Source organism: Flavobacterium sp. HSC-32F16 (assembly GCF_024171645.1).
GTDB lineage: Bacteria > Bacteroidota > Bacteroidia > Flavobacteriales > Flavobacteriaceae > Flavobacterium.
Genome location: NZ_JALKAC010000002.1, coordinates 906,794 through 932,663, shown reverse-complemented (window position 1 = coordinate 932,663; position 25,870 = coordinate 906,794). Strand labels below are relative to the sequence as shown.

29 protein-coding genes and 1 riboswitch are annotated in these 25,870 nt (G+C 34.0%); of the genes, 20 read left to right on the top strand and 9 right to left on the bottom strand.

Annotated features, from left to right (window positions below):
• Positions 1–9: 9 nt before the first annotated feature.
• Positions 10–1,035: a LacI family DNA-binding transcriptional regulator gene (locus tag L1276_RS10670; RefSeq protein WP_253787569.1), complete on the bottom strand. Its 1,026-nt coding sequence runs from the start codon at positions 1,033–1,035 to the stop codon at positions 10–12.
• A 196-nt stretch (positions 1,036–1,231) separates the two neighbouring features.
• Here L1276_RS10670 and L1276_RS10665 point away from each other — a divergent pair, with 196 nt between their 5' ends.
• The 6 genes from L1276_RS10665 (at position 1,232) to tsf (ending at position 5,902) form a co-directional block, all read left to right on the top strand.
• Complete coding sequence (locus L1276_RS10665) at positions 1,232–1,978, top strand: ferritin-like domain-containing protein (RefSeq protein ID WP_253787567.1); 747 nt, start codon at positions 1,232–1,234, stop codon at positions 1,976–1,978.
• 26 nt (positions 1,979–2,004) lie between these two features.
• Entirely contained in the window at positions 2,005–2,817 is an 813-nt protein-coding gene (locus L1276_RS10660) for a ferritin-like domain-containing protein (RefSeq protein ID WP_253787565.1), read from the top strand.
• A gap of 196 nt (positions 2,818–3,013) precedes the next feature.
• Positions 3,014–3,469 (top strand): 50S ribosomal protein L13, encoded by a 456-nt coding sequence (rplM, locus tag L1276_RS10655; protein ID WP_232675962.1) that lies wholly within the window; start codon positions 3,014–3,016, stop codon positions 3,467–3,469.
• Complete coding sequence (rpsI, locus tag L1276_RS10650) at positions 3,469–3,855, top strand: 30S ribosomal protein S9 (RefSeq protein ID WP_017497947.1); 387 nt, start codon at positions 3,469–3,471, stop codon at positions 3,853–3,855. The genes rplM and rpsI overlap by 1 nt, the downstream gene beginning before the upstream one ends.
• Before the next feature lie 176 nt (positions 3,856–4,031).
• Positions 4,032–4,802 (top strand): 30S ribosomal protein S2, encoded by a 771-nt coding sequence (gene rpsB, locus L1276_RS10645; RefSeq protein ID WP_253787563.1) that lies wholly within the window; start codon positions 4,032–4,034, stop codon positions 4,800–4,802.
• 137 nt (positions 4,803–4,939) lie between these two features.
• Positions 4,940–5,902: a translation elongation factor Ts gene (tsf, locus tag L1276_RS10640; RefSeq protein WP_253787561.1), complete on the top strand. Its 963-nt coding sequence runs from the start codon at positions 4,940–4,942 to the stop codon at positions 5,900–5,902.
• 62 nt (positions 5,903–5,964) lie between these two features.
• On the opposite strand, the gene L1276_RS10635 is transcribed toward tsf, so the two are convergent.
• Positions 5,965–8,028 carry a M3 family metallopeptidase gene (locus L1276_RS10635; protein WP_253787559.1) on the bottom strand — a complete coding sequence of 688 codons (2,064 nt, stop codon included), beginning with the start codon at positions 8,026–8,028 and terminating at the stop codon, positions 5,965–5,967.
• Positions 8,029–8,183: 155 nt separating this feature from the next.
• Between L1276_RS10635 and L1276_RS10630 the strand changes: the two genes are divergently transcribed.
• The 12 genes from L1276_RS10630 (at position 8,184) to L1276_RS10575 (ending at position 17,748) form a co-directional block, all read left to right on the top strand.
• Positions 8,184–8,867: a queuosine precursor transporter gene (locus tag L1276_RS10630; protein WP_253787864.1), complete on the top strand. Its 684-nt coding sequence runs from the start codon at positions 8,184–8,186 to the stop codon at positions 8,865–8,867.
• On the top strand, positions 8,854–9,480 hold the full coding sequence (locus tag L1276_RS10625; RefSeq protein WP_253787557.1) for a hypothetical protein: 627 nt from the start codon (positions 8,854–8,856) through the stop codon (positions 9,478–9,480). The genes L1276_RS10630 and L1276_RS10625 overlap by 14 nt, the downstream gene beginning before the upstream one ends.
• Positions 9,480–10,046 (top strand): DNA-3-methyladenine glycosylase I, encoded by a 567-nt coding sequence (locus L1276_RS10620; RefSeq protein WP_253787555.1) that lies wholly within the window; start codon positions 9,480–9,482, stop codon positions 10,044–10,046. Before L1276_RS10625 ends, L1276_RS10620 begins: the two co-directional genes overlap by 1 nt.
• 85 nt (positions 10,047–10,131) lie before the next feature.
• Positions 10,132–10,229, top strand: a riboswitch (TPP riboswitch).
• Positions 10,230–10,294: 65 nt separating this feature from the next.
• Entirely contained in the window at positions 10,295–10,501 is a 207-nt protein-coding gene (thiS, locus tag L1276_RS10615; protein ID WP_253787553.1) for a sulfur carrier protein ThiS, read from the top strand.
• Between the two features lie 126 nt (positions 10,502–10,627).
• Positions 10,628–12,451, top strand: a complete 1,824-nt coding sequence (gene thiC / locus L1276_RS10610; RefSeq protein WP_253787551.1) for a phosphomethylpyrimidine synthase ThiC — start codon at positions 10,628–10,630, stop codon at positions 12,449–12,451.
• A 42-nt stretch (positions 12,452–12,493) separates the two neighbouring features.
• Positions 12,494–13,108 carry a thiamine phosphate synthase gene (locus tag L1276_RS10605; RefSeq protein ID WP_253787549.1) on the top strand — a complete coding sequence of 205 codons (615 nt, stop codon included), beginning with the start codon at positions 12,494–12,496 and terminating at the stop codon, positions 13,106–13,108.
• Positions 13,075–13,827, top strand: coding sequence for a hydroxymethylpyrimidine/phosphomethylpyrimidine kinase (locus L1276_RS10600; RefSeq protein ID WP_253787547.1), 753 nt, complete (start codon positions 13,075–13,077; stop codon positions 13,825–13,827). Before L1276_RS10605 ends, L1276_RS10600 begins: the two co-directional genes overlap by 34 nt.
• Positions 13,820–14,458 carry a thiamine phosphate synthase gene (locus L1276_RS10595; RefSeq protein WP_253787545.1) on the top strand — a complete coding sequence of 213 codons (639 nt, stop codon included), beginning with the start codon at positions 13,820–13,822 and terminating at the stop codon, positions 14,456–14,458. Before L1276_RS10600 ends, L1276_RS10595 begins: the two co-directional genes overlap by 8 nt.
• Positions 14,439–15,215: a thiazole synthase gene (locus L1276_RS10590; protein ID WP_305881996.1), complete on the top strand. Its 777-nt coding sequence runs from the start codon at positions 14,439–14,441 to the stop codon at positions 15,213–15,215. Before L1276_RS10595 ends, L1276_RS10590 begins: the two co-directional genes overlap by 20 nt.
• 145 nt (positions 15,216–15,360) lie before the next feature.
• Positions 15,361–15,738, top strand: a complete 378-nt coding sequence (locus L1276_RS10585; RefSeq protein WP_253787544.1) for a GxxExxY protein — start codon at positions 15,361–15,363, stop codon at positions 15,736–15,738.
• A gap of 83 nt (positions 15,739–15,821) precedes the next feature.
• Complete coding sequence (gene thiH / locus L1276_RS10580; RefSeq protein ID WP_253787541.1) at positions 15,822–16,934, top strand: 2-iminoacetate synthase ThiH; 1,113 nt, start codon at positions 15,822–15,824, stop codon at positions 16,932–16,934.
• A 103-nt stretch (positions 16,935–17,037) separates the two neighbouring features.
• Positions 17,038–17,748, top strand: a complete 711-nt coding sequence (locus L1276_RS10575) for a HesA/MoeB/ThiF family protein (protein WP_253787539.1) — start codon at positions 17,038–17,040, stop codon at positions 17,746–17,748.
• On the opposite strand, the gene L1276_RS10570 is transcribed toward L1276_RS10575, so the two are convergent.
• The 4 genes from L1276_RS10570 to L1276_RS10555 form a co-directional block, all read right to left on the bottom strand.
• Positions 17,745–18,539: an MOSC domain-containing protein gene (locus tag L1276_RS10570; protein ID WP_253787537.1), complete on the bottom strand. Its 795-nt coding sequence runs from the start codon at positions 18,537–18,539 to the stop codon at positions 17,745–17,747. The genes L1276_RS10575 and L1276_RS10570 overlap by 4 nt on opposite strands.
• Before the next feature lie 2 nt (positions 18,540–18,541).
• Positions 18,542–19,180, bottom strand: coding sequence for a leucyl/phenylalanyl-tRNA--protein transferase (gene aat, locus L1276_RS10565; protein ID WP_253787535.1), 639 nt, complete (start codon positions 19,178–19,180; stop codon positions 18,542–18,544).
• A 145-nt stretch (positions 19,181–19,325) separates the two neighbouring features.
• Positions 19,326–19,697, bottom strand: coding sequence for a DUF3127 domain-containing protein (locus L1276_RS10560; RefSeq protein ID WP_012023670.1), 372 nt, complete (start codon positions 19,695–19,697; stop codon positions 19,326–19,328).
• Positions 19,698–19,728: 31 nt separating this feature from the next.
• Positions 19,729–20,604, bottom strand: coding sequence for a flavin reductase family protein (locus L1276_RS10555; RefSeq protein ID WP_253787534.1), 876 nt, complete (start codon positions 20,602–20,604; stop codon positions 19,729–19,731).
• A gap of 163 nt (positions 20,605–20,767) precedes the next feature.
• Between L1276_RS10555 and L1276_RS10550 the strand changes: the two genes are divergently transcribed.
• On the top strand, positions 20,768–21,922 hold the full coding sequence (locus tag L1276_RS10550; protein WP_253787532.1) for a PAS domain-containing sensor histidine kinase: 1,155 nt from the start codon (positions 20,768–20,770) through the stop codon (positions 21,920–21,922).
• A 64-nt stretch (positions 21,923–21,986) separates the two neighbouring features.
• Here the strand turns inward: L1276_RS10550 and L1276_RS10545 are convergent, their stop codons facing one another.
• Together L1276_RS10545 and greA are read right to left on the bottom strand one after the other, a co-directional pair.
• Positions 21,987–22,376: an HIT family protein gene (locus tag L1276_RS10545; RefSeq protein WP_253787530.1), complete on the bottom strand. Its 390-nt coding sequence runs from the start codon at positions 22,374–22,376 to the stop codon at positions 21,987–21,989.
• A gap of 74 nt (positions 22,377–22,450) precedes the next feature.
• Complete coding sequence (greA, locus tag L1276_RS10540) at positions 22,451–22,927, bottom strand: transcription elongation factor GreA (protein ID WP_035685867.1); 477 nt, start codon at positions 22,925–22,927, stop codon at positions 22,451–22,453.
• Positions 22,928–23,082: 155 nt separating this feature from the next.
• Between greA and L1276_RS10535 the strand changes: the two genes are divergently transcribed.
• Positions 23,083–23,496, top strand: coding sequence for a hypothetical protein (locus L1276_RS10535; RefSeq protein ID WP_253787528.1), 414 nt, complete (start codon positions 23,083–23,085; stop codon positions 23,494–23,496).
• A 44-nt stretch (positions 23,497–23,540) separates the two neighbouring features.
• Here the strand turns inward: L1276_RS10535 and L1276_RS10530 are convergent, their stop codons facing one another.
• A complete protein-coding gene (locus L1276_RS10530) occupies positions 23,541–25,691 on the bottom strand; it encodes a TonB-dependent receptor (protein ID WP_253787526.1) in 2,151 nt (716 codons plus the stop codon).
• Between the last annotated feature and the right edge of the window lie 179 nt (positions 25,692–25,870).

The window sequence follows — 25,870 nt, the reverse complement described above, 5'->3', positions numbered from 1 at the left end:
TTTATTTATCTAAACTTTTCTGGTAGATTCTCTTTCTTTCAATTTTGTTTTAATAACGATGGTTTCGTAATCAGAAGTTTCACCTTCCGGCTCTTCCAGCCTTTGGATCAGCCTTTTTGCGGCCACTTCACCAATTTCAATTCCGTGCTGGCTTACCGTTGTCAAACTTGGAGACAAACGTCTTGAAGCCAAGATTCCGTCAGCAAAACCAATTATCGAAATATCTTCCGGAACTTTAAACCCTTTTTTCAAGCTTACTCTTAAAGCCGCAACCGAGTCATTTTCATCTAAAGCAAAAATTGCATCAATTTTATGATCAAAAATCGAATCAATTTTAGCTTTCATATCATCTTCAGAATCGGTACGAAGAATAATTTTTTCGTTTACCGGAATATTATTGTCTTTTAAAGCTTTTAAATATCCATCGGCTCTAAGTTTTCCAACACTTAAATTATCTACAGAAGAAATTAAGGCAATACTTTTACATCCTAAATTAATTAAATGCTGAGTTGAATTTAAAGCAGAGTCAAAATCATCTACTACTACTTTATCACATTCTACTTCATCAGCAATTCTGTCAAACATTACAATTGGCGTTCCATCATTAATAATAGCCGAAAAGTGATTGTAATCCTGCAGCTTTTGCGCTTCTTCAGAAACCGAAAGAATAAATCCGTCGATAGTTCCGTTGCTCAGCATTTCAAGCGTGTGAACTTCTTTTTCTAAAGATTCATTAGAAATACACGTAATTACGTTATACCCTTTTTTATCTGCTACTTTTTCAATCCCGCTAAAAACTTTTGCGAAAAAAGAGTTCAATATATTAGGTATAATTACACCTATTGTTTTGGTTTTACGATTTTTTAAATTCAAACCAATAACATTCGGTTTATAATTTTTGAGTTTGGCATACTCTTTAATTTTCACCTTCGTCTGCTCACTTATTTCCGGACTGTCATTTAGCGCCTTAGACACCGTTGACACAGAAACACCTAGTTCCTTCGCAATTTGTTTTAGAGTTGCTTTAGCTTTCATCTAATAAAAGTTTATGTAATTAATACAAATATAGTAGAATTACCGAAAATAAAACAAAAAACAACTACCAGTATTTGAAATCATGCCACGTATTCGAAATAATCCTAAAAAAGAATGATTTTTCTGAAACCGTATCTGCTAAAATTTCGTTAATAACCTTAATACAATGTTATTAACCTTAATAAAAACCTAGATTATGAAAAACGAAGTTAAAATTCAGGAAGTCAACCCTTCCCTGGATAGCAGAAGGAGCTTTCTTAAGCTCAGTGGACTAACATTAGTTACCGCAGGTTTGGTTTTAGCTGGTTGCAGCGACAATGATAATGATGATAATATGGAGGACACTTCCTTGCCAGGAGTCAAAAATGGTGTTTTTGACCTGGGCTCAGGAGACTTTGGTGTTCTAACTTATGCTTACGCTTTAGAGCAGCTAGAAGCAGATTTTTACACTAAGGTTGTAAACGCCTCAAACTTTAATACAGTTTTTAATGATACTGAACGTCAAGTTCTAACCGATTTATATCACCATGAAGTAATTCACAGAGATTTTTTTAAAGCCGCTTTAACCGGAGCGCTTCCAGATCCTGGTTCACAATTACTTCCTTCTTTAGCCTTTAGTTACGGGTCTTTAAATTTTAACAGCCGCACTGAAGTTTTAGCTACTGCAAAAGCATTAGAAGATACCGGTGTTGCTGCCTATAATGGTGCAGGCCGACTTATTAAAACTGCAGATTATTTATTATTAGCAGGGAAAATTGTTTCTGTAGAAGCCAGACATGCTGCTGCAATCCGAAGCTTAATCAATCCTAATTCCAAAGATTTTGCCGGCGATGATATCGTGAGTACTTCTAACGGATTAGACGCTGCTAAAGATCCTTCTAAAATCCTGCCAGTTGCAGCGGGATTTATTACAACAAAATTTACGGCCAAATATTTACCTTAATCTTAACTAGCTAAAAATTAGAAATTATGAATATTTTAAAATTTATAGAAACCTTTACTGATGATAACTTAATGAAAAGTACTGGTTCAAGAAGAGAAAGTTTTACTCAGTTTGGGAATATCGGAAAAAATCTGGCCTTGGCATCCATTCCTTTCGGATTATCGGCCTTAACCGGTAAAGCATTTGCAAAAGATATTACAGCAACACCCGCAACACCTATTGGCGCTTTGCAGTTTGCATTGACATTAGAATACCTTGAAAACGAATTTTATGCCATGGCATTAGACTCTGGAGTAATTCCGGCTTCAGAAAATGGCGGACGTGATTTAAAGGTTTTCCAACAAATATCGGCTCACGAATCAGATCACGTATCTTTTTTAATTGCAGGATTAGGCGGCACTATGAGTGCTAACTTTGTTCCAAAACCAACTTTTGACTTTACTGTTGGAGGTGCATTTGATCCTTTTGGAGACTATCCAACATTTTTGGCATTGGCACAAGCTTTTGAAGATACCGGAGTTAGAGCTTATAAAGGTCAGGCAGCAAATTTAATGTCTACACCGGATTTACTAACAGCAGCATTACAAATTCATTCCGTTGAAGCACGTCATGCTTCAGAAGTGCGACGTTTACGCGGATTAAAGGGATGGATTTCTAATGCGGAAAGAGGTGCAGGAATGCCGGCCGCAACACAAGCAGTATATGACGGCGAAGGCGTTACGCTGCAAGCGGGATTCAATACAGCAACAGCATTTGGCGCCGCTGCAGGATCAGAAGCTTATGATGAGCCGCTTACAACGCAACAAGTAGTCGATATTGCGAATATATTTATAGTGTAACTAAAAGATAATTCAAAATAATGAAGCACCTTTACAGTAAAAAAGTAAAGGTGCTTTTTTTATGGTTTTAAATAAAAAACTGAGCGCCTGATTTTCAGGATATAAAATATTCTTTTCAGGTATTTGGATTTAAAATAATTAATTGTACTTTTGCATCCCCTTTATTGGGGATGGAATGTTTAATTAAAATAATATTATGGACGCATTAAGCTACAAGACAATTTCAGCTAGCAAAGCCACTGTAACTAAAGAGTGGATCGTTGTTGATGCTGAAGGTCATAACTTAGGACGTCTTGCTTCTAAAGTTGCAATGATCTTAAGAGGTAAGTACAAGCCAAGTTACACACCGCACGTTGACTGTGGAGATAACGTAATTGTTATCAACTCAGAAAAAATTAACCTTACAGGTACAAAATTGAATGACAAAATTTACATGCGTCATACAGGTTACCCAGGAGGACAAAGAACTTTAACTGCTAAAGTATTGCAAGCTAAAAACCCTGCATTATTAGTAGAAAAAGCTGTAAAAGGAATGTTACCTAAAAACAAATTAGGAGCTGAACTTTTTAGAAATCTAAATGTTGTTGTAGGTGCTGAGCATACTCACGGAGCTCAAAAACCTAGAACTGTTAACCTAAACGATCTTAAGTAATGGGAGTTATTCACAAAATCGGTAGAAGAAAAACCGCTGTTGCACGTGTATATGTTTCTGAAGGAACAGGAAAAATCACTGTAAACAAAAAAGAATTCGCAACTTACTTTCCAACTGCAACTTTACAATACAAAGTTTTACAACCATTATCTATGACAGAAAATGCTAGTAACTTTGATGTAAAAGTAAACGTTTACGGAGGTGGTTCAACTGGTCAGGCAGAAGCTGTAAGAATGGCATTAGCACGTGTTATGTGTGAAGTGAACATCGAAAACAGAGCTATCTTAAAACCAGAAGGTTTATTAACAAGAGACCCTAGAATGGTTGAACGTAAGAAATTCGGTCAGAAGAAAGCTCGTAAGAGATTCCAATTCTCTAAACGTTAATATTACCTGTCTTGTTCAAATGGGACAAGACATTATCAATTATTTATTGAAATTAAAAAACACAGTTATTGTTGCTCTCCTATCGAGGTAGGATATAGTTTAGCATCTAAATGTATAAAGCCTGGGAAACCGCCATTTATACATTGCTAATCAACAGAACGTAAACTAGTACAAAAATGGCAAACAAAATAGAAGTAAAAGACTTACTAGAAGCAGGTGTTCACTTTGGACACATGACTAGAAAATGGGATCCAAATATGGCCCCTTACATTTATATGGAGCGTAATGGTATTCACATTATCAATCTATATAAAACTGCAGCTAAAATTGAAGAAGCTAATGAAGCTTTGAAAAAAATCGCTGCATCAGGTAGAAAAATTTTATTCGTAGCTACCAAAAAACAAGCTAAAGACATCGTTGCTGATAAAGCAAAGGCTGCAAACATGCCTTACATCACTGAAAGATGGCCAGGTGGAATGCTGACTAACTTCGTAACTATCAGAAAGGCAGTTAAAAAAATGTCTTCTATTGATAAAATGAAGAAAGATGGTACTTTCATGACGTTATCTAAAAAAGAGCGTTTGCAAGTTGATCGTCTACGTGCTAAATTAGAGAAAAACTTAGGTTCAATTGCTGATATGTCTAGACTACCTGCAGCATTGTTCGTAGTAGATATCAAAGCTGAACACATCGCAATAAAAGAAGCACAAAAATTAAACATTCCAGTTTTCGCAATGGTTGATACGAATTCTGACCCAAGAGAGGTTGATTACGTTATTCCTGCAAATGATGATGCTTCTAAATCAATTGACAAAATTTTATCTTTAGTAACTGCTGCTGTAATCGAAGGTCTTTCTGACAGAGGTTCTGAAAAAGAAACTGAAGCTCCTGCTGAAGAAGCTGCTCCTGCTGTTGAAGCTGAAGCTGCTCCTGCAACTGAAGAATAAATCAAATTTTAAATTCCAAATTTTAAATTCTAAAATCCAAACACAAATTAAAAACGTTATGTTGATAATTTAATAAAATTGGAGTTTAGAATTTAAAAGATGGAATTTTTACTTTTAACATTAAAATTCAAAATATTATGGCAACAATTACTGCTGCAGACGTAAATAAATTAAGACAATCTACAGGTGCCGGAATGATGGACTGTAAAAAAGCTTTAGTTGAGGCTGATGGAGATTTCGATAAAGCTATACAAGTACTTAGAGAAAAAGGACAAAAAGTTGCTGCTAACCGTTCTGACCGTGAGTCTTCTGAAGGAGCTGCTGTTTCTTTTATCAATGCAGATAACACTAAAGGAGCTATCATCACTTTAAACTGTGAAACTGATTTCGTAGGTAAAAATGAAGCTTTCGTAACTTTAGCTAAAGAATTAGTAGAAAGAGCTATCAACTTCTCTTCTAAAGAAGAATTATTAGCTTCAGATTTCAACGGAATTACTGTTGCTGAAAAACTAATTGAGCAAACTGGAGTTATTGGTGAAAAAATCGAAATCGGTGGTTTTGAAATTTTAGAAGGCGCTTTCGTTGGATCTTATGTTCACGTTAACAAAATTGCTGCATTAACTGCAATTTCTGCTGCAATTCCTAACGCTGACGTTTTAACTAAAGATGTTTCTATGCAAGTTGCTTCTATGGGAGCTGATACATTATCTTACAAAGATTTTGATCCAGCTTTCGTTGAATCTGAACTTGCTGCTCGTATTGCTGTAATCGAAAAAGATAATGAAGAAGCAAAACGTTTAGGAAAAACTTTAAAAAATGTTCCTAAATATATTTCTTACTCTCAATTAACTGAAGAAGTTTTAAAACAAGCTGAAGAAGATGCTAAAGCTGAATTAAAAGCTGAAGGTAAACCAGAGCAAATTTGGGACAAAATTATCCCAGGAAAAGTGCAGCGTTTTATCTCTGACAACACTACTTTAGATCAGGAAAAAGCTTTGTTAGATCAAAACTTTATCAAAGACGATAGTAAAAAAGTTGGTGATTACGTTAAAGGATTCAACGTTGAAATTACAGGTTTCAAAAGAGTTACTTTAGGTTAATATATTATTTCAATATAAAAAGCCCGAATATTAATTTATTCGGGCTTTTTTATTTTCAGTTTTTAACTCTTGACTGGAAAATTTCTCGCACGCATCAAAGCATTTGATTGCGGAGAATGTCCTCTGAAATTCTCATACATCTTTTCATTATCGATTGTGTTTCCAACACTTAGAACAGTATCGTAAAGACGTTTTGAAACTACCTTATCAAAAGGCCCATTTCCTTCTAAAAAAGCCTCATAAGCATCTGCATTTATCACGTCTGCCCATAAATAGCTGTAATATCCTGCTGCATATCCGTCACTGGAAAAAATATGAGCAAATTGTGGAATTCTATGTCGCATTACAATCTCTGAAGGCATATTAATTTCTGCCAACACATCTTTCTCAAATTGATGCGAATCAACGGTTTCTGTCGTTAAATGCAGTTTCATATCAACAAAAGAACTTGAAATGGTTTCTACAGTTGCAAAACCTTCATTAAAATTAGCTGCTTTTGCAATTCTTTCCACCAAAGACTGCGACAATGGTTGATTAGTTTTATAATGAAGTGCAAACTTATTCAGCACCTCTGGAGTTGAAAGCCAATGTTCTAACAATTGCGAAGGAAACTCAACATAATCCCTGGCAACAGAAGTTCCTGAAAGACTTGGATAAGTAACATTTGAACACAAACCATGTAAAGCATGACCAAATTCATGAAATAAAGTGGTTGCATCATCCCAGGAGATTAAAACTGGTTCATCTGCATTTCCTTTTATGAAATTACAATTGTTTGACACTATTGGAAGCACATTCTCTTTTATTTTCTGCTGATCGCGATGCGAGTTCATCCATGCACCAGAACGCTTACCAACACGTGCGTAGGGATCGAAATACCAAAGACCAATTACTTTTCCTGTATTCTTATTATTTACTTCCCAAACACGAACATCAGAATGATAAACAGGAACGTCGAATAACTGTTTAAATCCTAAGTCAAACAATTCACCAGCGGTCCAGAACATCCCTTCTCGTAAATTTTCTAACTGTAGATATTGCTTAATTTCATTTTGATCCAGATCATATTTTGCTTTACGAACCTTCTCGGCATAATATCGATAATCCCAAGGCTGAATTTTAAAATCCCCTCCTTGTTGATCAACCATTTTTTGCATAGCCGTAACATCGTTTTTTACTTTTTCAACTGCAGGTTTCCACACAGACTCCATTAAATCTAAAGTTTTCAGAGGGTCTTTCGCCATTTTATTTGACAAACTCCATTCGGAAAAATTCCTAAAACCTAGTATTTTTGCTTTCTTGGCTCTTAATTCCAATATTGAAACCAATGTTTCATTTGTATTGTTTTCATTATCATTATCTCCTCTTTTCACAAAAATATCAAATGCCTTTTCTCTTAAATCCCTTCGGCTTGAGAAAGTCAAAAACGGTTCGATAGAAGATCTTGTATTACCAATACAAGCTAAAACATTCAAATTTCTTTCTTTGGCTTCAGCTATAGCAGCATTTTTAAATTCTTCGGGCAAACCATCCAAATCTTCCAAATCTTTCAATTCTACAAACTGATCATTTTCTTCCGCCAATAATTTCTGACTGAAAAGCGTAAAAAGTCTGGCAAGTTCCTGATTTATTGCAGCCACTTCTTTTTTATCTTCTTCATTTAATTCAGCTCCTTCACGAACAAAATCTGTATAATAAAGCCAAAGCAGACGCTGCTGTTCGTCATTTAACTTTTTACTTTCTTCAGATCTGTATAATTTTTTAATCCTAGAAAACAATTTTTCATTCTGATACAATTTATCACTAATCTCAGCTAATTTTGGAGACATTTCTGTATCAACTGCATTAAACTCCGGACTGCTTAAATTGGATCTGTAGATTCCGTAAACCGCATGAATTTGATCCAGTTTTTTACCAGAAAGTTCTAAAGCCACAATTGTATTCTCAAAAGAAGGTTCCTCTGTATCATTTGCTGCCACTTCGATTTCATCCAGTTTTTGCTGAATGGCAAACTCAATTGCAGGTTTAAAATCAGAAATTTTATAGTTTGTAAAATCCGGAACTCCGCCATAACTCCCTGACCACTCCTGAAGTAACGGATTATCTAAATTAATTTGTTTTTTCATAATTAAATACACTTATTTGTTTCTGCATTTCGTTAAATAAATAACAGCAGAATATCAAAATTAACCAATCGAAAGCAAACTTCAAACGAACCGAGCAATCCGTTTCGATGATTTAAAGAAATAGTTTAAATTTGAAACATCATAACCCAAACAAAATGTTTAAAACCCGAAAAGAAATTGTCTTTGTAATTCTCGCAGGAATATTTATAACCAATGCTGTTGTAGCAGAACTTATTGGAGGAAAATTAATCCAGATTGGTCCTTTTGTAATGAGTATAGGGATTTTACCTTGGCCAATCGTTTTTCTAACAACCGATTTAATTAATGAATACTTTGGAGAAAAAGGTGTAAAAAAGCTCTCTTTTATCACAGCTTGTTTAATTGCTTATGCATTTCTGATTTTATTCATGGCTATTGTAATTCCAGCAGCGAAAGGTATTAGTCCTGTAAATGATCAACAATTTGAGGCCGTATTTGGACAAAGTATGTGGATTATTGTTGGAAGTCTAATTGCATTTATGGTTTCTCAATTAATAGATGTCAGTGTTTTTTGGTTCTTTAGAAAACGAACGGGACATAAAAAAATATGGCTTCGAACAACAGGTTCAACCGTAATTTCACAATTATTTGATTCTTTTATTGTTCTTGGAATTGCTTTTTGGCTTCCGGGAAAAATCGATTTTGATACTTTTATTTCTTCTGGATTAATTGGGTATACTTTTAAATTATCCATTGCAATTTTATTAACGCCTGCGATTTACTTAGGGCATCATTTGATTAAAAAATATTTAGAAAATGACCCACAAAAAGCAAAGAATTACAAGGATGAAGAATTATAAAATATACTTTTTAATTGTGATTTTATTTAGTGCTGTAAGTTGTTCTAAAAATGTCAAAAAACAAATACAGGACGCCACAGATAAAATTTCAAATAAAATAGAAACTATTTCAGAGAGTACTATTGAAACTGTAAAAGAATATAAAAATTCAATTGTAGATCAAATAAAAACAATTGAAGTCCCGACTGAAAATAAAGAAACTGTAAACGACAGCATTGCAAAGCTTGAAACAGAAAACCAAAAATTTTTAGGAATTACTTCTTTCAAAAAAATTATATCGGATTGCAAAACCGGAGAAACCTTAACACAAAAGGAGCTTATTGAGAATCACAACATTCCTGCTGATGGAATAAAACTGATCAAAAGCATCACTAAAACAGCCGAAGATGAAATTGAAATAAAATGGAAATCAACTTGGTTTATCGAAAGAATTTCGGATGCAAAATTTACCGATGCAAAAATGAAAATCAAATTTGAGGCTGATAAAATGTATACTTCTGGAAAAGCCATCGGAATTAAATACAATAAAAAAATCTATAACGATTTAATAATCATTGGAACCAAAGCTTACATCCCAAGTGTAAAAGGTTATCACTGGAAAATTGGAAAATGATGGAAAACAAAATAAGATGCGGCTGGTGTTCTGCCAGTGATTTATATAAAAAATACCACGATGAAGAATGGGGCATTCCGGTATATGATGATCCCACAATATTTGAGTTTCTAATTTTGGAAACTTTTCAAGCTGGTTTAAGCTGGATTACCATTTTAAATAAGAGAGAAAACTTTAAAACTGCATTTGACAACTTCGATTATAAAAAAATTGCTAATTATCATGAGGATAAAATCGAAGAATTACTGCAGAATACAGGAATTATCCGCAACAAACTTAAAGTTAGATCGGCAGTTACAAATGCTCAGGCTTTTATGAAGATTCAAGAAGAATTTGGCAGTTTCTCCAATTACATTTGGAAATTTACTGATGGAAAACCTATCGATAATAATCCGAAAACTTTAAAAGACGTTCCGGCAACAACCTTAATTTCGGATGCAATCAGCAAAGATTTAAAAAAACGAGGCTTCAAATTCGTTGGTTCAACCGTTATCTACGCACACATGCAAGCAACCGGAATGGTTAATGATCATATAGAAGACTGCTTTACGCGAAAGGGAAAATAGTCGCAGTTTTCTGTCTCAGTTTTCAGTTTTTTTGAACCTGAAACTCGAAACATGAAACTTTTAAACAAAAATTACATATATTTGCTTCACACTTTAGGGGTGTCTACAAACTTGTAGGCTGAGATTTTACCCTCTGAACCTGATCTAGTTCATACTAGCGTAGGGAAAAGTAAGATGACTTCTGCGCGCATTTTTATGCGTTCTTGCAGCCATTCCTAAAGTATAACTCTATACTAATTCAAGAAGGAATGGAACTAAAAATCAATCAACAAACTAAACATTTCAATGCTGAATCGCTAAGCGTTCAATCATTGCTCGATCTCGAAATTCCGAACAAACAAAACGGAATCGCCGTTGCTATTAACAACACCGTTGTTCCAAAACTAAAATGGAACGAATTCCTCGTACAAGAAACTGACGAAATTTTAATTATTTCTGCTACACAAGGAGGTTAAGATTTAAAATTCCAAATTCCAATTATATACTGGCGTAGAAGCACTGCTGTGCGCCTCCACACAAAAACGTTGCAAATAAACGTAATCCTAATAACTTGAAACTTCAAACCTGAAACAAAAAACGCTATGACAACAGAAGAGCAAATATCCAGAACCCCATTTCCAAATTCTAAAAAAGTATATATAGATGGAGAAATTCATGCCATAAAAGTGGCGATGCGTGAGATTCATCTTAGCGACACGAAACTTTCAAACGGTGGAATCGAAAAAAATCCGCCCGTAACGGTTTATGACACTTCTGGCCCATATACAGATCCAAATATTGAAATTGATATTAGAAAAGGATTGCCACGCTTACGCGAAAGCTGGATTCTGGATCGAAATGATGTTGAAATTTTAAGCGAAATCACTTCAGATTACGGGCAAAGCCGATTGAAAGATGAAAGCCTCAATCATCTTCGTTTTGAATATTTACATCAGCCAAAACGTGCTAAAAAAGGCGCAAACGTTACGCAATTGTATTATGCCAAACAAGGAATTATTACTCCAGAAATGGAATACATCGCGATTCGCGAAAACCAGCGCATTGAACTTTTAAACGAGCAGACCAAAGCAATGCAATGCCAGCATGGCGGTCATAGTTTTGGAGCCAATACCCCAAAAAGCAAAATCACTCCTGAATTTGTCCGCGCAGAAATTGCCTGCGGAAGAGCCATAATTCCCAACAATATTAATCACCCTGAAAGCGAACCTATGATTGTGGGCCGTAATTTCTTAGTAAAAATAAATGCTAATATTGGGAACAGCGCTGTGACTTCGAGCATTGAAGAAGAAGTAGAAAAAGCCGTCTGGGCTTGCCGATGGGGCGCTGATACGATTATGGATTTATCTACAGGAAAAAACATTCACGAAACCAGAGAATGGATTATTCGTAATTCACCCGTTCCAATTGGTACCGTTCCAATTTATCAGGCTTTGGAAAAAGTAAAAGGAATTGCCGAAGATTTAACGTGGGAAGTTTTTAGAGATACTTTAATCGAACAGGCAGAACAAGGAGTTTCTTATTTTACTATTCATGCAGGTGTTTTACTTCGCTACATTCATTTAACTGCAAATCGTGTAACGGGAATCGTTTCGCGCGGTGGCTCAATTATGGCAAAATGGTGTTTATTTCATCATAAAGAAAACTTCTTGTACACTCATTTTGAAGAAATCTGCGAAATCATGAAACAATATGATGTTGCTTTTTCTTTAGGAGACGGTTTACGTCCGGGCTCCATTGCCGATGCTAACGATGCGGCTCAGTTTGCCGAATTAGAAACTTTAGGCGAATTGACTAAAATTGCATGGAAACATGATGTTCAGGTTTTCATTGAAGGCCCGGGACACGTACCAATGCACATGATTAAGGAAAACATGGACAAACAATTAGAACATTGTCATGAAGCGCCATTTTATACTTTAGGCCCTTTAACGACAGACATTGCACCGGGCTATGATCATATTACGTCTGCAATTGGTGCGGCAATGATTGGCTGGTATGGCTGCGCTATGTTGTGTTATGTAACACCAAAAGAACATCTTGGTTTACCAAACAAAAAAGATGTAAAAGATGGTGTGATCACTTATAAAATTTCGGCTCATGCTGCCGATTTGGCAAAAGGTCATCCGGGAGCGCAATATCGAGACAATGCTTTGAGTAAAGCCCGTTTTGAATTCCGTTGGGAAGACCAGTTTAATCTAGCTTTAGATCCAGATACAGCAAGAGAATTTCACGATGAAACACTTCCTGCAGATGGTGCAAAAGTGGCGCATTTCTGCTCTATGTGCGGTCCAAAATTCTGCTCTATGAAAATATCTCAGGAAATTAGAGATGTCGCTGCCGCAGAAAAAGGAATGCGGGAGAAATCAGAAGAGTTTATTGAGCAAGGGAAAGAGATTTATATTTAGAGTTTTAGAAAATAGAAGAAAGAATAAAGAAAGAATAAAGATATGATCGTAATCTCTAATCCTTTTGCTGTTGCAGATGAAATCAGGATAATTCATTCTTTATTTGAAGAAAGATTGCCTTTGCTTCATATTCGGAAACCTGATTTTTCTGAGTTGGAAATGGAGCAGTTTATTCATCAAATTAAGATCGAATTTAGAGATCGAATTGTCTTGCACAGTCATCATTTATTGGCAGAGGATTTTGGAATTAACCGAATTCATTTTTCTGAAAAAGAAAGAAAAGAGTCTTTTGATTTTCCTGCAAGGCTTCCAAAACCTTGTATGTATAAATACGAATCAATTTCCACATCAACACATTCGATAGAAGATTTTAATTCGTTAGAAAATGATTTTGATTACGCATTTCTAAGTCCTGTTTATAAAAGTATTTCAAAGGAAAATTATGAGCCGAAAAATGATCTTTTTGAAGCATTAAAATCCAGAACAAATTATAAAACAAAAGTGATTGCTTTAGGCGGAATTGATGCTGAAAACATTCAAAAAACAATGGCAAATGGTTTTGAGGATATCGCTCTTTTAGGAACAATATGGAATAATGAAAACCCGATAAAACAATTTAAAATATGTCAGCAAATCGTCCTTTCATACTTACAATAGCAGGCTTGGATCCCTCTGGCGGTGCAGGTATTTTGGCTGATATCAAAACATTTGAACAGCATAAAGTAACTGGTTTTGCAATTTCAACAGCAAATACCATTCAGACCGAAAATACATTTTATGAGATTCAATGGACAGATTTAAGTTTTGTTATTCGTTCTATTGAAACGTTCTTTTTAAATTATAAAATCAGTGTCGTTAAAATTGGGATTGTTTCTTCTTTATACGATTTAAACCGAATCGTTTCGACTATAAAAATGCTGTCGCCTTCAACTAAAATTGTTTGGGACCCAGTTATTAGATCTACAACAAAATTTGAATTTATGTCGATTAAAGATTATTCTGATTTACACAAAATATTATCTATAATTGACTTGATTACACCTAATTACAATGAAATTGAGATTTTATTTCCTGGGTTTATTTCAAAAATGCTTTGGAAAGAAATTAAGATTTCGGTAAATATTTTATTAAAAGGCGGACATAACGAAACTGAAATTGGAACTGATCGCTTATTTCTTAAAAATGAAATTTATCATTTGTTCTCAACAGAAAAAAAATGTTCTGAAAAGCATGGTTCCGGCTGCGTGCTTTCATCAGCAATTGCTTCTAATCTGGCATTTAATCAAACTACAAAAGAAGCCTGCAAAAATGCCAAAATTTATGTCGAAAAATACCTGAGCTCAACATCAACTTTAATTGGATATCATTATGTATAATAAACTGCAATACATTTCACAAGGAAATACAATCGAAGATCAACTGCGCAATATTCATCACGCATTAGATGCAGGATGCGATTGGATACAAATGCGGTTTAAAAATCAAACCGAAAAAAACTGTTTTCTTTTAGCAGAAGAAGTAAAGCTTTTATGCGAGGAATATCTCGCTAACTTCATTGTAAACGACAATCTTTACCTCGCACAGCAAATCGCCGCTGATGGTGTGCATCTTGGTTTATCGGATATGAAAATAGACGAAGCCCGAGCCATTTTAGGTTCAGAGAAAATTATTGGAGGAACAGCCAATACTTTTGAAGATATTGAGAATCATGCAAAAAATGGGTGCAATTATATTGGTTTAGGTCCTTTTAGATTTACAAATACTAAAGAAAAATTAAGTCCAATTTTAGGCTTATCCGGATATTTTGAAATTCTTCAAAAAATGAAGAAAAATAAAATTGAAGTCCCGATTTATGCTATTGGAGGAATTACTTTAAAAGATGTAAATCCTTTAATGGAAACAGGAATTCATGGAATTGCCGTTTCTGGAATCATCACAGAAAGTGACGAAAAGAAAATATTAATTCAACAATTAAACGAAAAATTATATGCAAACGTCATTGTTTAATATTGGAGATAAAAGTTTCAAATCTCGTTTGTTTTTAGGAACAGGGAAATTTGGTTCTAACAAACAAATGGAAGAAGCGATTTTAGCTTCGGAAAGTGAATTGGTTACCGTGGCTTTAAAACGCATTGATTTAGAAACTGAAACCGATGCCATTCTTTCGCATTTACAACATCCAAATATTAATTTACTGCCCAACACTTCTGGAGCCAGAAATGCAAAAGAAGCCGTTTTTGCTGCTCAATTGGCTCGTGAAGCTTTAGAAACCAATTGGATAAAACTGGAAATTCATCCTGATCCCAAATATTTAATGCCAGATCCTATTGAAACTTTAAAGGCAACAGAGGAATTGGCTAAACTTGGTTTTTTTGTTCTGCCTTATATTCACGCTGATCCTGTTTTATGTAAACATTTAGAAAGTGCCGGAACAACTGCCGTGATGCCTTTAGGTTCGCCAATTGGAAGCAATAAAGGTTTAAAAACCATTGATTTTTTAGAAATTATAATTGAGCAAAGCAGCGTTCCTGTTATTGTAGATGCAGGAATTGGCGCTCCCTCTGACGCTGCAAAAGCAATGGAAATTGGTGCCGATGCTGTTTTGGTGAACACTGCAATTGCTGTTGCGGGAAATCCAAAATTAATGGCCGAAGCTTTCAAAGAAGCCGTAATAGCAGGAAGAAAAGCTTTTGAAGCCAAAGTGGGCAATCAACAAAATTATGCTGCGGCTTCAAGTCCTTTGACTTCATTTCTTTATGAATAAAATTTTGTTTCACGCAGATTTTGCAGATTTAAGCAGATTTAATATAGATTAATTATTGTTTATCTGTAAAATTTTCTTGTAAATGATTTGTTAAAAAAAGAAAGAAAATTCTTTAATTTTGATTAAATTAAAAACTAAAGAATTAATGACTGAAAATGAAATATCATATCTTGTACGAGGAGCAATTTTTAAAGTATATAATAATTTAGGGCCTGGATTATTCGAGTCTGTTTATGAAAGTGCCTTGTTTTATGAGCTAGAAAAATTAGAACTAAAGGTTAAAAAGCAAGTAGAAATTATTATTAATTATGAAGAAATAATATTAGACGCCGCTTTTAGACTCGATTTGTTAGTCGAAGATAAAGTAATAATTGAATTAAAATCTGTCGAAGAATTAGCACCAATACATTACAAACAAATTGCAACCTATCTCCGACTAACTAATATAAAATTAGGCTTACTTGTAAACTTTAATACCCTTAACATCTTAAATGATATAAAAAGAGTTGCCAATAAAATATAAAAAAGAACAAAGAATATCAACAAATAAAAATCAATTTTAATCTGCTTAAATCTGCAAAATCTGCGTGAAATAAAAACAATCCAATGAGCACATTCAAATCCATTTTTGAGCAATATAATTGGGATATTATTCAATCGAAAATATACCAAACTACATCAAAAGATGTCGAACGAACTTTGGCTAAAACGAAACTTAATCTCGACGATTTTTTGATTCTAATCTCTCCTATTGCTCAAAATTATTTAGAAGAAATGGCGCAGAAATGCCATGAAATTACCAAGAAACGTTTCGGAAAAACGATTCAAATGTATGCACCATTATATTTGAGCAACGAATGCCAAAACATCTGTACCTATTGCGGATTTAGTTTAGACAATAAAATCAAACGAAAAACACTTTCTGACGCTGAAATTAAACTCGAAGTTGAAGCTCTGAAAAACACAGGATTTGATCATGTTTTATTGGTTACAGGCGAAGCAAATTATACTGTCAATATCAATTATTTTCTTAATGCAATTGCTTTAATTCGAGAAGAGTTTTCGATTATTTCTGTTGAAGTACAGCCGCTTTCTGCCGAAGATTATGAACGTTTACATGACGCTGGAGTATATTCGGTTTTGGTTTATCAGGAAACTTACCATCAGGAAGTTTACAAAAAGTATCATACAAAAGGTAAAAAATCAAATTTTGATTATAGGCTTGAAACTCCGGATAGAATTGGCACAGCAGGAATTCATAAAATTGGTTTGGGCGTTTTATTAGGTTTAGAAGACTGGAGAACCGACAGCTTTTTTAACGCTTTGCATTTAGATTATCTTCAAAAAAAATATTGGCAGACCAAATATTCTGTTTCGTTTCCGCGCCTCCGCCCTGCCGAAGGAATTATCGAACCTAATTTTATTATGGACGATAAAGATTTAACACAATTAATATGCGCTTATCGTTTGTGGAATGAAGATTTAGAAATTTCAATTTCAACCAGAGAAAACGAAAAATTCAGAAACAATATAATTCCAATTGGAGTAACCAGTATGAGTGCCGGATCTAAGACAAATCCAGGCGGGTATGTCGTTGATCCGCAATCTTTGGAACAATTCGAAATCAGTGATGAACGCTCTGCAGATGAAATTTCAAGAATTATAAAAAATGCAGGTTACGAACCGGTTTGGAAAGACTGGGACAAAGTATATAGTTGAAAGTCTAAAGTCATAAAGTCCAAAACTGTATTTTATAATTTAAATTTAACCATATTCAAAGCCTTTCGACCTTCGACTTTTCAACTTTAAGACTAAAATTAAAATGAGCATTATCAAAGAATTCCTCCGTTACAACAGACAAACCATACTTCCTGAAATTGGCGATGAAGGTCAGGAAAAACTAAAAAAAGCAAGAGTTTTAGTAATTGGTGCAGGTGGTTTGGGCTGTCCAATTTTACAATATATTGCAACTGCCGGAGTCGGTTTTATCGGAATCATGGATTTTGATACAATCGAAATTCATAATCTGCACAGACAGATTTTATATACTGAAAATGAAGTTGGACAATTTAAAGCAATTGCGGCTAAAAATGTAGTTTCAAAACTGAATCCGTTAATTCAAGTCGAGGCAATTCAGGAAAAACTAACTTTTCAAAATGCATCAAAAATGATTCAGCAATATGATGTTATTGTCGATGGTTCAGATAATTTTACAACGCGTTATTTGGTAAATGATACTTGTGTTGAATTAAATAAACCTTTAGTTTATGGAAGTATTTTAAAATTTGAAGGCCAAATTGCGGTTTTCAATCATAATGGGAGTAAAAATCTGCGAGATTTATTTCCAGAAATGCCTGATCCGAAAGATGTTCCGAATTGTGATTTAAATGGTGTTTTGGGAACTTTACCCGGAATTATTGGAAATATGATGGCGCACGAAACATTGAAATTGATTCTGGAATTACCAACTTTAAAAAATGAGTTAGTTCTTTTTAATACACTAAACTGGAATTTTACAAAACTGAATTTTTAGAAAACAAGTACGTCTCCAACCTTAATATTTCCAGAATTTAAACTCACGATATTGGTTCCGAATAAAACAGAATTATTTACATTTCTGTATTTGCTTAAGGTTTTTAAAGGCTCTTTTTTTAAACGTCCATTTTCTGGATCGTTGTTAACCATAATACATCTTCCGCAGGGTTTTATGTTTTTAAATTGAACTTCTCCAATATTAAAAGTGTTGTAATCATCTTCTTCATGAGGATTTTCGCTGCTGACTACAATATTGGGACGAAATCTTTTTATGGTGATTTTTTCATCCAATTTATCATTTAAAAAATCCAGACTTTTCGATCCGATTAATAAATACGGATAACCGTCGGCCAGACTTACATTGAAAGTTTGTTTCGCTTTGGAGCTTTCATGTTTACGATCTCCTATTTTTATGATTTTTACCAATTTACATTCAAATCCTAAATGCTGGCTGAACCATTTTGATGTTTCATGATTTACCTCAACAACTTCACTTTTGTCTTCCCAAACATTCACCTTCATAGCATTTTTCAAATGTTCACTTATAGAAAACTCATGCCTTTGGTCCTGAAAAGTAATACTGATTTTTCCATCTGAAATTTGTGGATAAAACTGACTCATTATACGATGTTCTCTTTGCGTTATCATTTGATTTTCAGCATCAATCAACATCCATCTGCGGTCATTTTCAAAACCCATTTCTTCGGCATGCGCAGACTGAAGGCTAATCCCTGCCAAGCTTTTTATTGGATAAATATAAATTTCTTTTACAACATGAACTGCACTCATTTTTATTTGTCTTTTAAAATGGACATAAACTCGTCGCGATCAATTTCACGACAACCTAAACTATCTAAATGCGGATTATAAACCTGACAATCCAATAGTTTGTAATTCTCTTTTTTTAAATGGTTTACCAAATGTATAAATCCAACTTTTGAAGCATTAGATACTTTAGAAAACATACTTTCGCCACAAAAAACATGGCCTAAATCTATTCCGTATAAACCGCCCACTAATACCTCATCCTGCCAAACCTCAATAGATTTAGCCATTCCTTCGGCATTTAGTTTACAATACGCTTCGATCATTTCATTTGAAATCCAAGTTCCGTTTTGACCGTCTCGTTTTATCTGCTGGCAATTTAAAATTACATCCTTAAAGGATTTATTAAAAGTAACTGTAAATTGATTTCGATTTAAAACATTACGCATACTTTTTGAAACGATTAATTCATCCAGAAACAAAACCATTCTAGGATCCGGCGCCCACCAAAGAATAGGTTCGCCTGGATTAAACCAAGGAAAAACGCCGCTTTTGTAAGCAAGTTTTAATCGTTCAGGATTTAAGTCGCCTCCAATTGCCAAAATACCTTCTTCATCGGCTTCTGAAACTGGAGGAAAAAATAAATCTTCAAATAAATAATACATCTTAAATTACAATATTTTAAATTTCAAAATCCAATTCTTGTCCTTTCGACTGAAAGGAGAAAACTCAGAATAAAATAAAATTCCAAATCCCAAATTCACATAAATGAATTGGAATTTGGAATTTAATAAACTGAATTTCAAACTCTTAGAACGGTAAATCGTCTGGTTCGTCTTCGTTTAAATTTGTCGCTGGAGCGAAAGCTTCTGCTGCAGGAACTGAAGGTGTTTGTGCAGGACCTTCTGGTGCCATTCTTTCGATTCTCCAACCTTGAATACTATTGAAATATCTAGTTTCTCCTTGCGGATTAACCCATTCTCTTCCTCTTAAATTGATAGAAACTTTTACTGCCTCACCTTGTTTATAGCTGCTTAATAAATCGCATTTATCTTGTGTAAATTCGATTAAAATGTGCTGCGGATACTGCTCATCTGTAGTAACTACTAACTCTCTTTTTTTGAATGAAGCACTAACTTGCTGCTCAGGATTAACCACTTTTACTTTTCCTATAACTTCCATCTTCGTCTATAATTAATTATTATTTCTTTTCTTATTTTTTAGCTAAAAGCACTTTCCAGGCTGATTCAACATCATCTTTATTGAGATATTTTTTGGCTTCTAAATGAACTTTTTCCTGATCATCTGAACTTAAAACTCCTTTTACAGAAAAATTTTCTTTCACAAATATACTAACTTCTTCTTTTGTGGGCAAGGTTTCTACGTTGCCTAATTTTCCGAGGTCATTCCCGTCAAATACAGGGCTTTCCCTAATAAAATTGGGAATAGCATCAACGCCAACACCTAAAGTTGTTAATGGTTTTGCGACTTCAAAAAGCCCTTGGTTGGATCTTGAATACCAATTTGCACCAAGTCTTGAAACCAAATCTATTTTATGCTGATCGATTGCGCCATTCTCATCCAAAATTGATTCGTGAATGTGAATTTTTACTACTTCACATAAAATCAGGTTTCCTGCCCCTCCTTCTGTTCCTAACGGAATAATCTGCGTAATCTTGCATTCAAACTGAACTGGAGATTCTTTTACACGATAAGGTTTTACAAAATCTGACGGAATTTGCGTTAAACCTGCTTTTATAAATTCGTTTACACCGTCTCCATATTCAGTACTTGCCAATGATGTTTGCTGTACAATATCGTAATTGACTACATTTATTACAACTTCTTTTGTAGCTTCTGCATTGATCAAAGTGTGCTTTACGGTATTATCGCGAACCCTTCTTGAAGGCGAAAAAACCAAAATGGGCGGATTAGCACTAAATACATTAAAGAAACTAAATGGCGACAAATTAGGAATTCCTTTTTCGCTTATAGTACTTGCAAAAGCAATGGGTCTGGGGCCAACTGCGCTTTGTAAATATCCCTGCAGCTGTGCTGTAGGTATTTCTTTTGGATTAATGCTTATCATAATTTTTTCTGTTTAACCAAAACTCATTTTTGGTCTTACAAAAGTATTGAAATCGTTCAATTGAAAGAAATAGTTTTTGAAGATTAAAACAAAAAATCTTTTAAGGCCCCGCAAAATATAAAATGTGTTTATTTCGTTATATTTATACCTCAAAATTTAGTTTATGCGCTTTTCTGAAAGTAGAAATACAACTCGTTGGGTTATAATTTTCATTTCCTTTTTAATCATTTCACTGATTCTCTGGAATACTTATACATTTTTCCAGATATTTAAGAATGAAGAACGTTTAAAAATGAAGCTTTTTGTGAATGCACAGATTACAATTGTAAATGCTGACGAAAATACTGATGTTGAACTTCCGCTTCAAATTTTCAGCAATAATACTTCAATTCCTGTTGTACTGATACTTTACGACAAAGTGGTAAGCGCCAAAAATGTTCCTGAAGAAATTCTTAATGATAAGAAAAAAAGAAAAGTTTTTTTAAATAAGCTGAAAAATGAAAATGAACCCATAACTTTTGAATATGCTCCCGGAAAGTATCAAACGTTATATTATGGAAATTCGGCATTACTTAACAAACTTAAATATTATCCTGTAGCCTTATTGCTGATTATCTTTTTGTGTGTTGCTTTGATTTATAATTTTTACAAAAGCACAAAAATGGCTACGCAAAATAAATTGCTGGCCGGAATGGCAAAAGAAACAGCACATCAAATTGGAACACCTTTATCCTCCTTAATTGGGTGGGTTGAGATTTTAAAAACAGAAGATATTGATCAATCTATAACAGTTGAAATTGAAAAAGATGTTGAACGTCTTCAAACCATAACAGATCGTTTTTCTAAAATTGGTTCGGTTCCTGTTCTAGAACCACATGATATTGTGGCAGAAACTTTAAATACGTACGAATATTTACAATCGCGCTTTTCTAAACAAGTTACTTTTTCTTATCAGGTTCCCGAAAAGCCAATTTTTGCTTTGATTAATCCAACGCTGCACAGCTGGACTATCGAAAATCTGGTTAAAAATGCTATTGATGCCATGAGAGGAAAAGGAACTTTGGATCTTTATATCGAAAAAGATCTGCATCATATAAAAATAAACGTGAAAGATTCGGGAAGCGGAATTTCAAAAAACCAATTCAAAACTATTTTTGAACCGGGTTTTACTACCAAGAAACGCGGCTGGGGACTGGGACTTTCTCTAACGAAAAGAATTGTTGAAGAATATCATAACGGAAATATTAAAGTTCTCAATTCTGAAATTGGAAAAGGAACTACTTTTCAAATCATTTATGAAACCACTAATCCTATTTAAAAAAAAGCAAAAAAAAAACACCAATTCTAAACTGAATTGGTGTTTTTTTTATTTTCTGCTAATCTTAAAGATTAGACTGAATGTCTTTTGCCAAAGCTTCAAATTCTTCTTTTGAAAGTGATACTTTATCTTGAAAACGCATTTCATCCATGTGGTTTAATGGAATCAAATGTACGTGTGCGTGAGGAACTTCCAGACCTACAACTGCAATACCAATTCTTTTACAAGCAATCGTTTTTTCTAATGCTGCCGCAACTTTTTTAGAAAACTTCATCAAGCCTAAGTACAACTCTTCATCCATATCAAAAATCTTGTCGATTTCTTGTTTTGGAATACAAAGTGTGTGACCTTTTGCGTTTGGATTTACATCTAAAAAAGCCAGATAATTATCATCTTCTGCAATTTTATAAGCTGGAATTTCTCCATTAACTATTTTAGTGAATATGCTGCTCATTGTTTATTCGGTTAATCGTTTAACGTTTATCCATTTAACCGATCAAAAGAATAACCGATTAAACAATAAAAACTTTAGTCTCTTGAAATTTCTAGAATTTCAAATTTCAAAATACCGTTTGGTACTGTAATCTCTGCTACTTCGCCAACAGATTTTCCTAATAAACCTTTTCCAATAGGAGAGGTTACAGAAATTTTTCCTGTTTTTAAATCGGCTTCACTTTCTGCAACAAGTGTATATTTCATTTCCATTCCGTTACTTTGGTTTTTAATTTTTACATTAGAAAGCACCAAAGCTTTCGAAACATCTAGTTGTGATTCGTCAATTAATCTTGCGTTAGAATATACTTCTTCTAATTTAGCAATTCTCATTTCTAATAAACCCTGCGCTTCTTTTGCAGCATCGTATTCAGCGTTTTCAGATAAATCGCCTTTGTCTCTTGCCTCTGCTATATCTTGAGATGCCTTAGGACGCATTACACTTTTTAAATGCTCTAATTCATCTTTTAATTTTTTTAACCCTTCTGCGGTATAATAAGATACTTTACTCATAACTTCATCGTTTACATAAATAGAAAAAATCCCATCGGGACGGGATTTTGTATTACAAATATACTATTATTTTTAATAGTACATAATTATATGTTAATCATATAAAAATCAAATCTAAATAAATTATTTTTGTTTCACTAATTCTTATTAAAATAATGAAAAAATTCTGGCTCATAATTCTTTTCGTTTCTGTACTTTTCTCATGCAGCGACAGCGAACGCAGTAACAAAAACCCGTATATACCGAGTTATTCTGTTAATTTATCTGTAGATATGAATCTGCCTTCGTATTCCAATCTTAAATATGTGAGTAATGCCGTTATTGTTCCTAATAATGGAGCAAAAGGAATTATCATTTTTAATGCAGGAAGCGGTTATAATGCTTTTGATGCTGCTTGTCCAAATCAGGAGATAAATTCATGCGTTGCCATGACTATTGATGGCATCAATGCTGTTTGCTCTTGCGATAAAACTTCTTACAGTTTATTTACAGGGCTTGGGGCAAAAGAATATCCATTAAAACAATATAAAGTTCAGGTAAGCGGAACAGTGATTCACGTTTACAATTAAAAATAAAAAAGCCTGAAAGTTTAAATTTTCAGGCTTTTTTATTTTTAGAATTTTAATGTTAGTCCAGCTAGAAAATTAATTCCTGCCTGCGGATAATAGGATGGATAAATGTCCCACATTGCTCCATTTGAAACATATTTTTTATCCAGAATATTATTTACCAAACCTGTTATTGTAATTGATTTGAAAATTGATTTTGGTTTTATTTCATAAGATACATTCAGGTCATTCACAAAATAATCTGCCAATTTTGCTTCAGGAAGCTCAATATTATTCATGTATTGCTCTCCAACATATTTTTGCAGTAATGAAACGTATAAGTTTTCAATTGGTTTATACACAATGATATTTCCGGCGATAACTTCGGGAGAATAAGCAATTTTTGTTGTTCCGTAATATTGCCCTTCAACTGCCAGATCAACATTTTTATTACTGCTTAAGGTAAAATTAGGTCTGATGATGAATTTTTCCGAAAGCGGGATTGTAGCATCAAATTCAAATCCTAAACGATAACTTTTTTCAGTATTAGCACGAATTGGCGCCCCAACATCATCTAATCTTCCCGTTAAAATCAATTGATCTTTATATCCCATATAATAGAAATTAGAATTCAACTGGAATTTCTCCGAATTAAATCTCCATCCTAATTCAAAATCATTTAGTTTCTCAGGTTTCACATTTCCGCCTTCATAATCGGTTCTGTTTGGCTCCCGATTAGCACGTGCATACGAAAAATAAAGATTATTTTTTTGATTGATCTCGTAGTTTAAACCCGCTTTTGGATTAAAGAAATTGAAAGTATCGTTTACTAAACCAGTTTCGGCACTATTAGCTTTATAATGTACATTTCTATATTGCAGATCTCCGTAAAAACTTAATTGTTCTGTAAACTGATAATTTGCTTTAGCGAATACATTCCCATCTGTTTTTGACGAAAAATCATCATAGTAATGATCTCCTAATTCTGAAGTTGAAGCATCTCGGGCCCAAATAACTTTTCCGTAATGATCACCTTCGTACTTATTCCATGCTCCGCCAAGAATAACATCAAGTTTTTCTTGTTTGTATTTTACAGAAAAAGTTGTTCCATAAAAATCATTATCTAACCATTTTTGACGGATCAAATCTGTTGTTGCAATATCATTCGCTGGCGCTAAACTATACTCAGACATTAAAGCATCTGGTTTATAATTTTCAAAATAGCCTTTTCCTTTAGTATAATGAAAGGCCAGATTTGTACTCCATTTATCTGAAATTGATTCGCTCCAATGCAGCTGATAATGGTCTTGGTTATAATTATCGGTTTCATTGTCATAATAGCGAGTATTTCCAAACTCATCTGTATATTCTCCAGCCGAATTGTATCTTCGGTGTGAGTTAAGCTTCTCAGCATCAATTCCGTTCCAAGCCTGATATGTTTTTTGTGTTCCTCCAAAAACTAAAGCTTTGATTAAAGTAGTTTTTCCAACATACGTTCCCTGAAGAAAATAAGATTTCAAATCAGAGCTTGCACGATCTACATAACCATCAGATTTAACTGTAGATAAGCGTCCGGCAAGTTCAAAATGATCATTTAATAAACCTGTACTAAATTTTACCGTATTTTTATTTGAATTAAAACTCCCAAAAGAGCTCGAAATTTCGCCAGTTGGTTTAGAGGCATAACTATCTGTAAGCATATTTAAACTCGCTCCAAAAGCAGATGAACCATTGGTAGAAGTTCCAACTCCACGCTGCAATTGCAAACTTTCTACAGAAGAAGCAAAATCAGGCATATTAACCCAAAAAGTTCCCTGACTTTCGGCATCGTTGTATGGAATTCCGTTTATGGTCACGTTTACTCTTGTTGCATCGCTTCCACGGACTCTGATTCCTGTATAACCAATTCCTCCTCCGGCATCGGTAGTTGTTACTACAGATGGCAGATAATTCATTAAAACGGGAATATCCTGACCAAGATTTCGGTGTTTTATTTCCTTTTTATCCATATTACTAAACGTAACTGGTGTTTTAGACGTGACACGAACTGCAGAAACCAGTACATTATCAAGCTGATTAACTTGGGTTGAATCTTGTTCCTGTCCGTAAGAGAATAGAGTAAAGAAAATAGAGAATAGAGTAAAGAAAATAGATTTTTGGCTCAACTTAGAACCTTTGTAACTTAGTACCTTAGTACCTTCAAAAATAGTTTTCATTCGTAAAAAATTACGAATAAAAGGGGGAATTATTCTTTGTTAAATTAATAAATGTGTTCCACGACAATATAAAGTGTTCACGCTTAAAATTGTCGTTTTTTCCCTTAGCAACATTACTCGCTCAGGTTCTTTGGGTATGATCTCAGCTCGTTATTTAGAGCACCCCTTTGAGACAATGC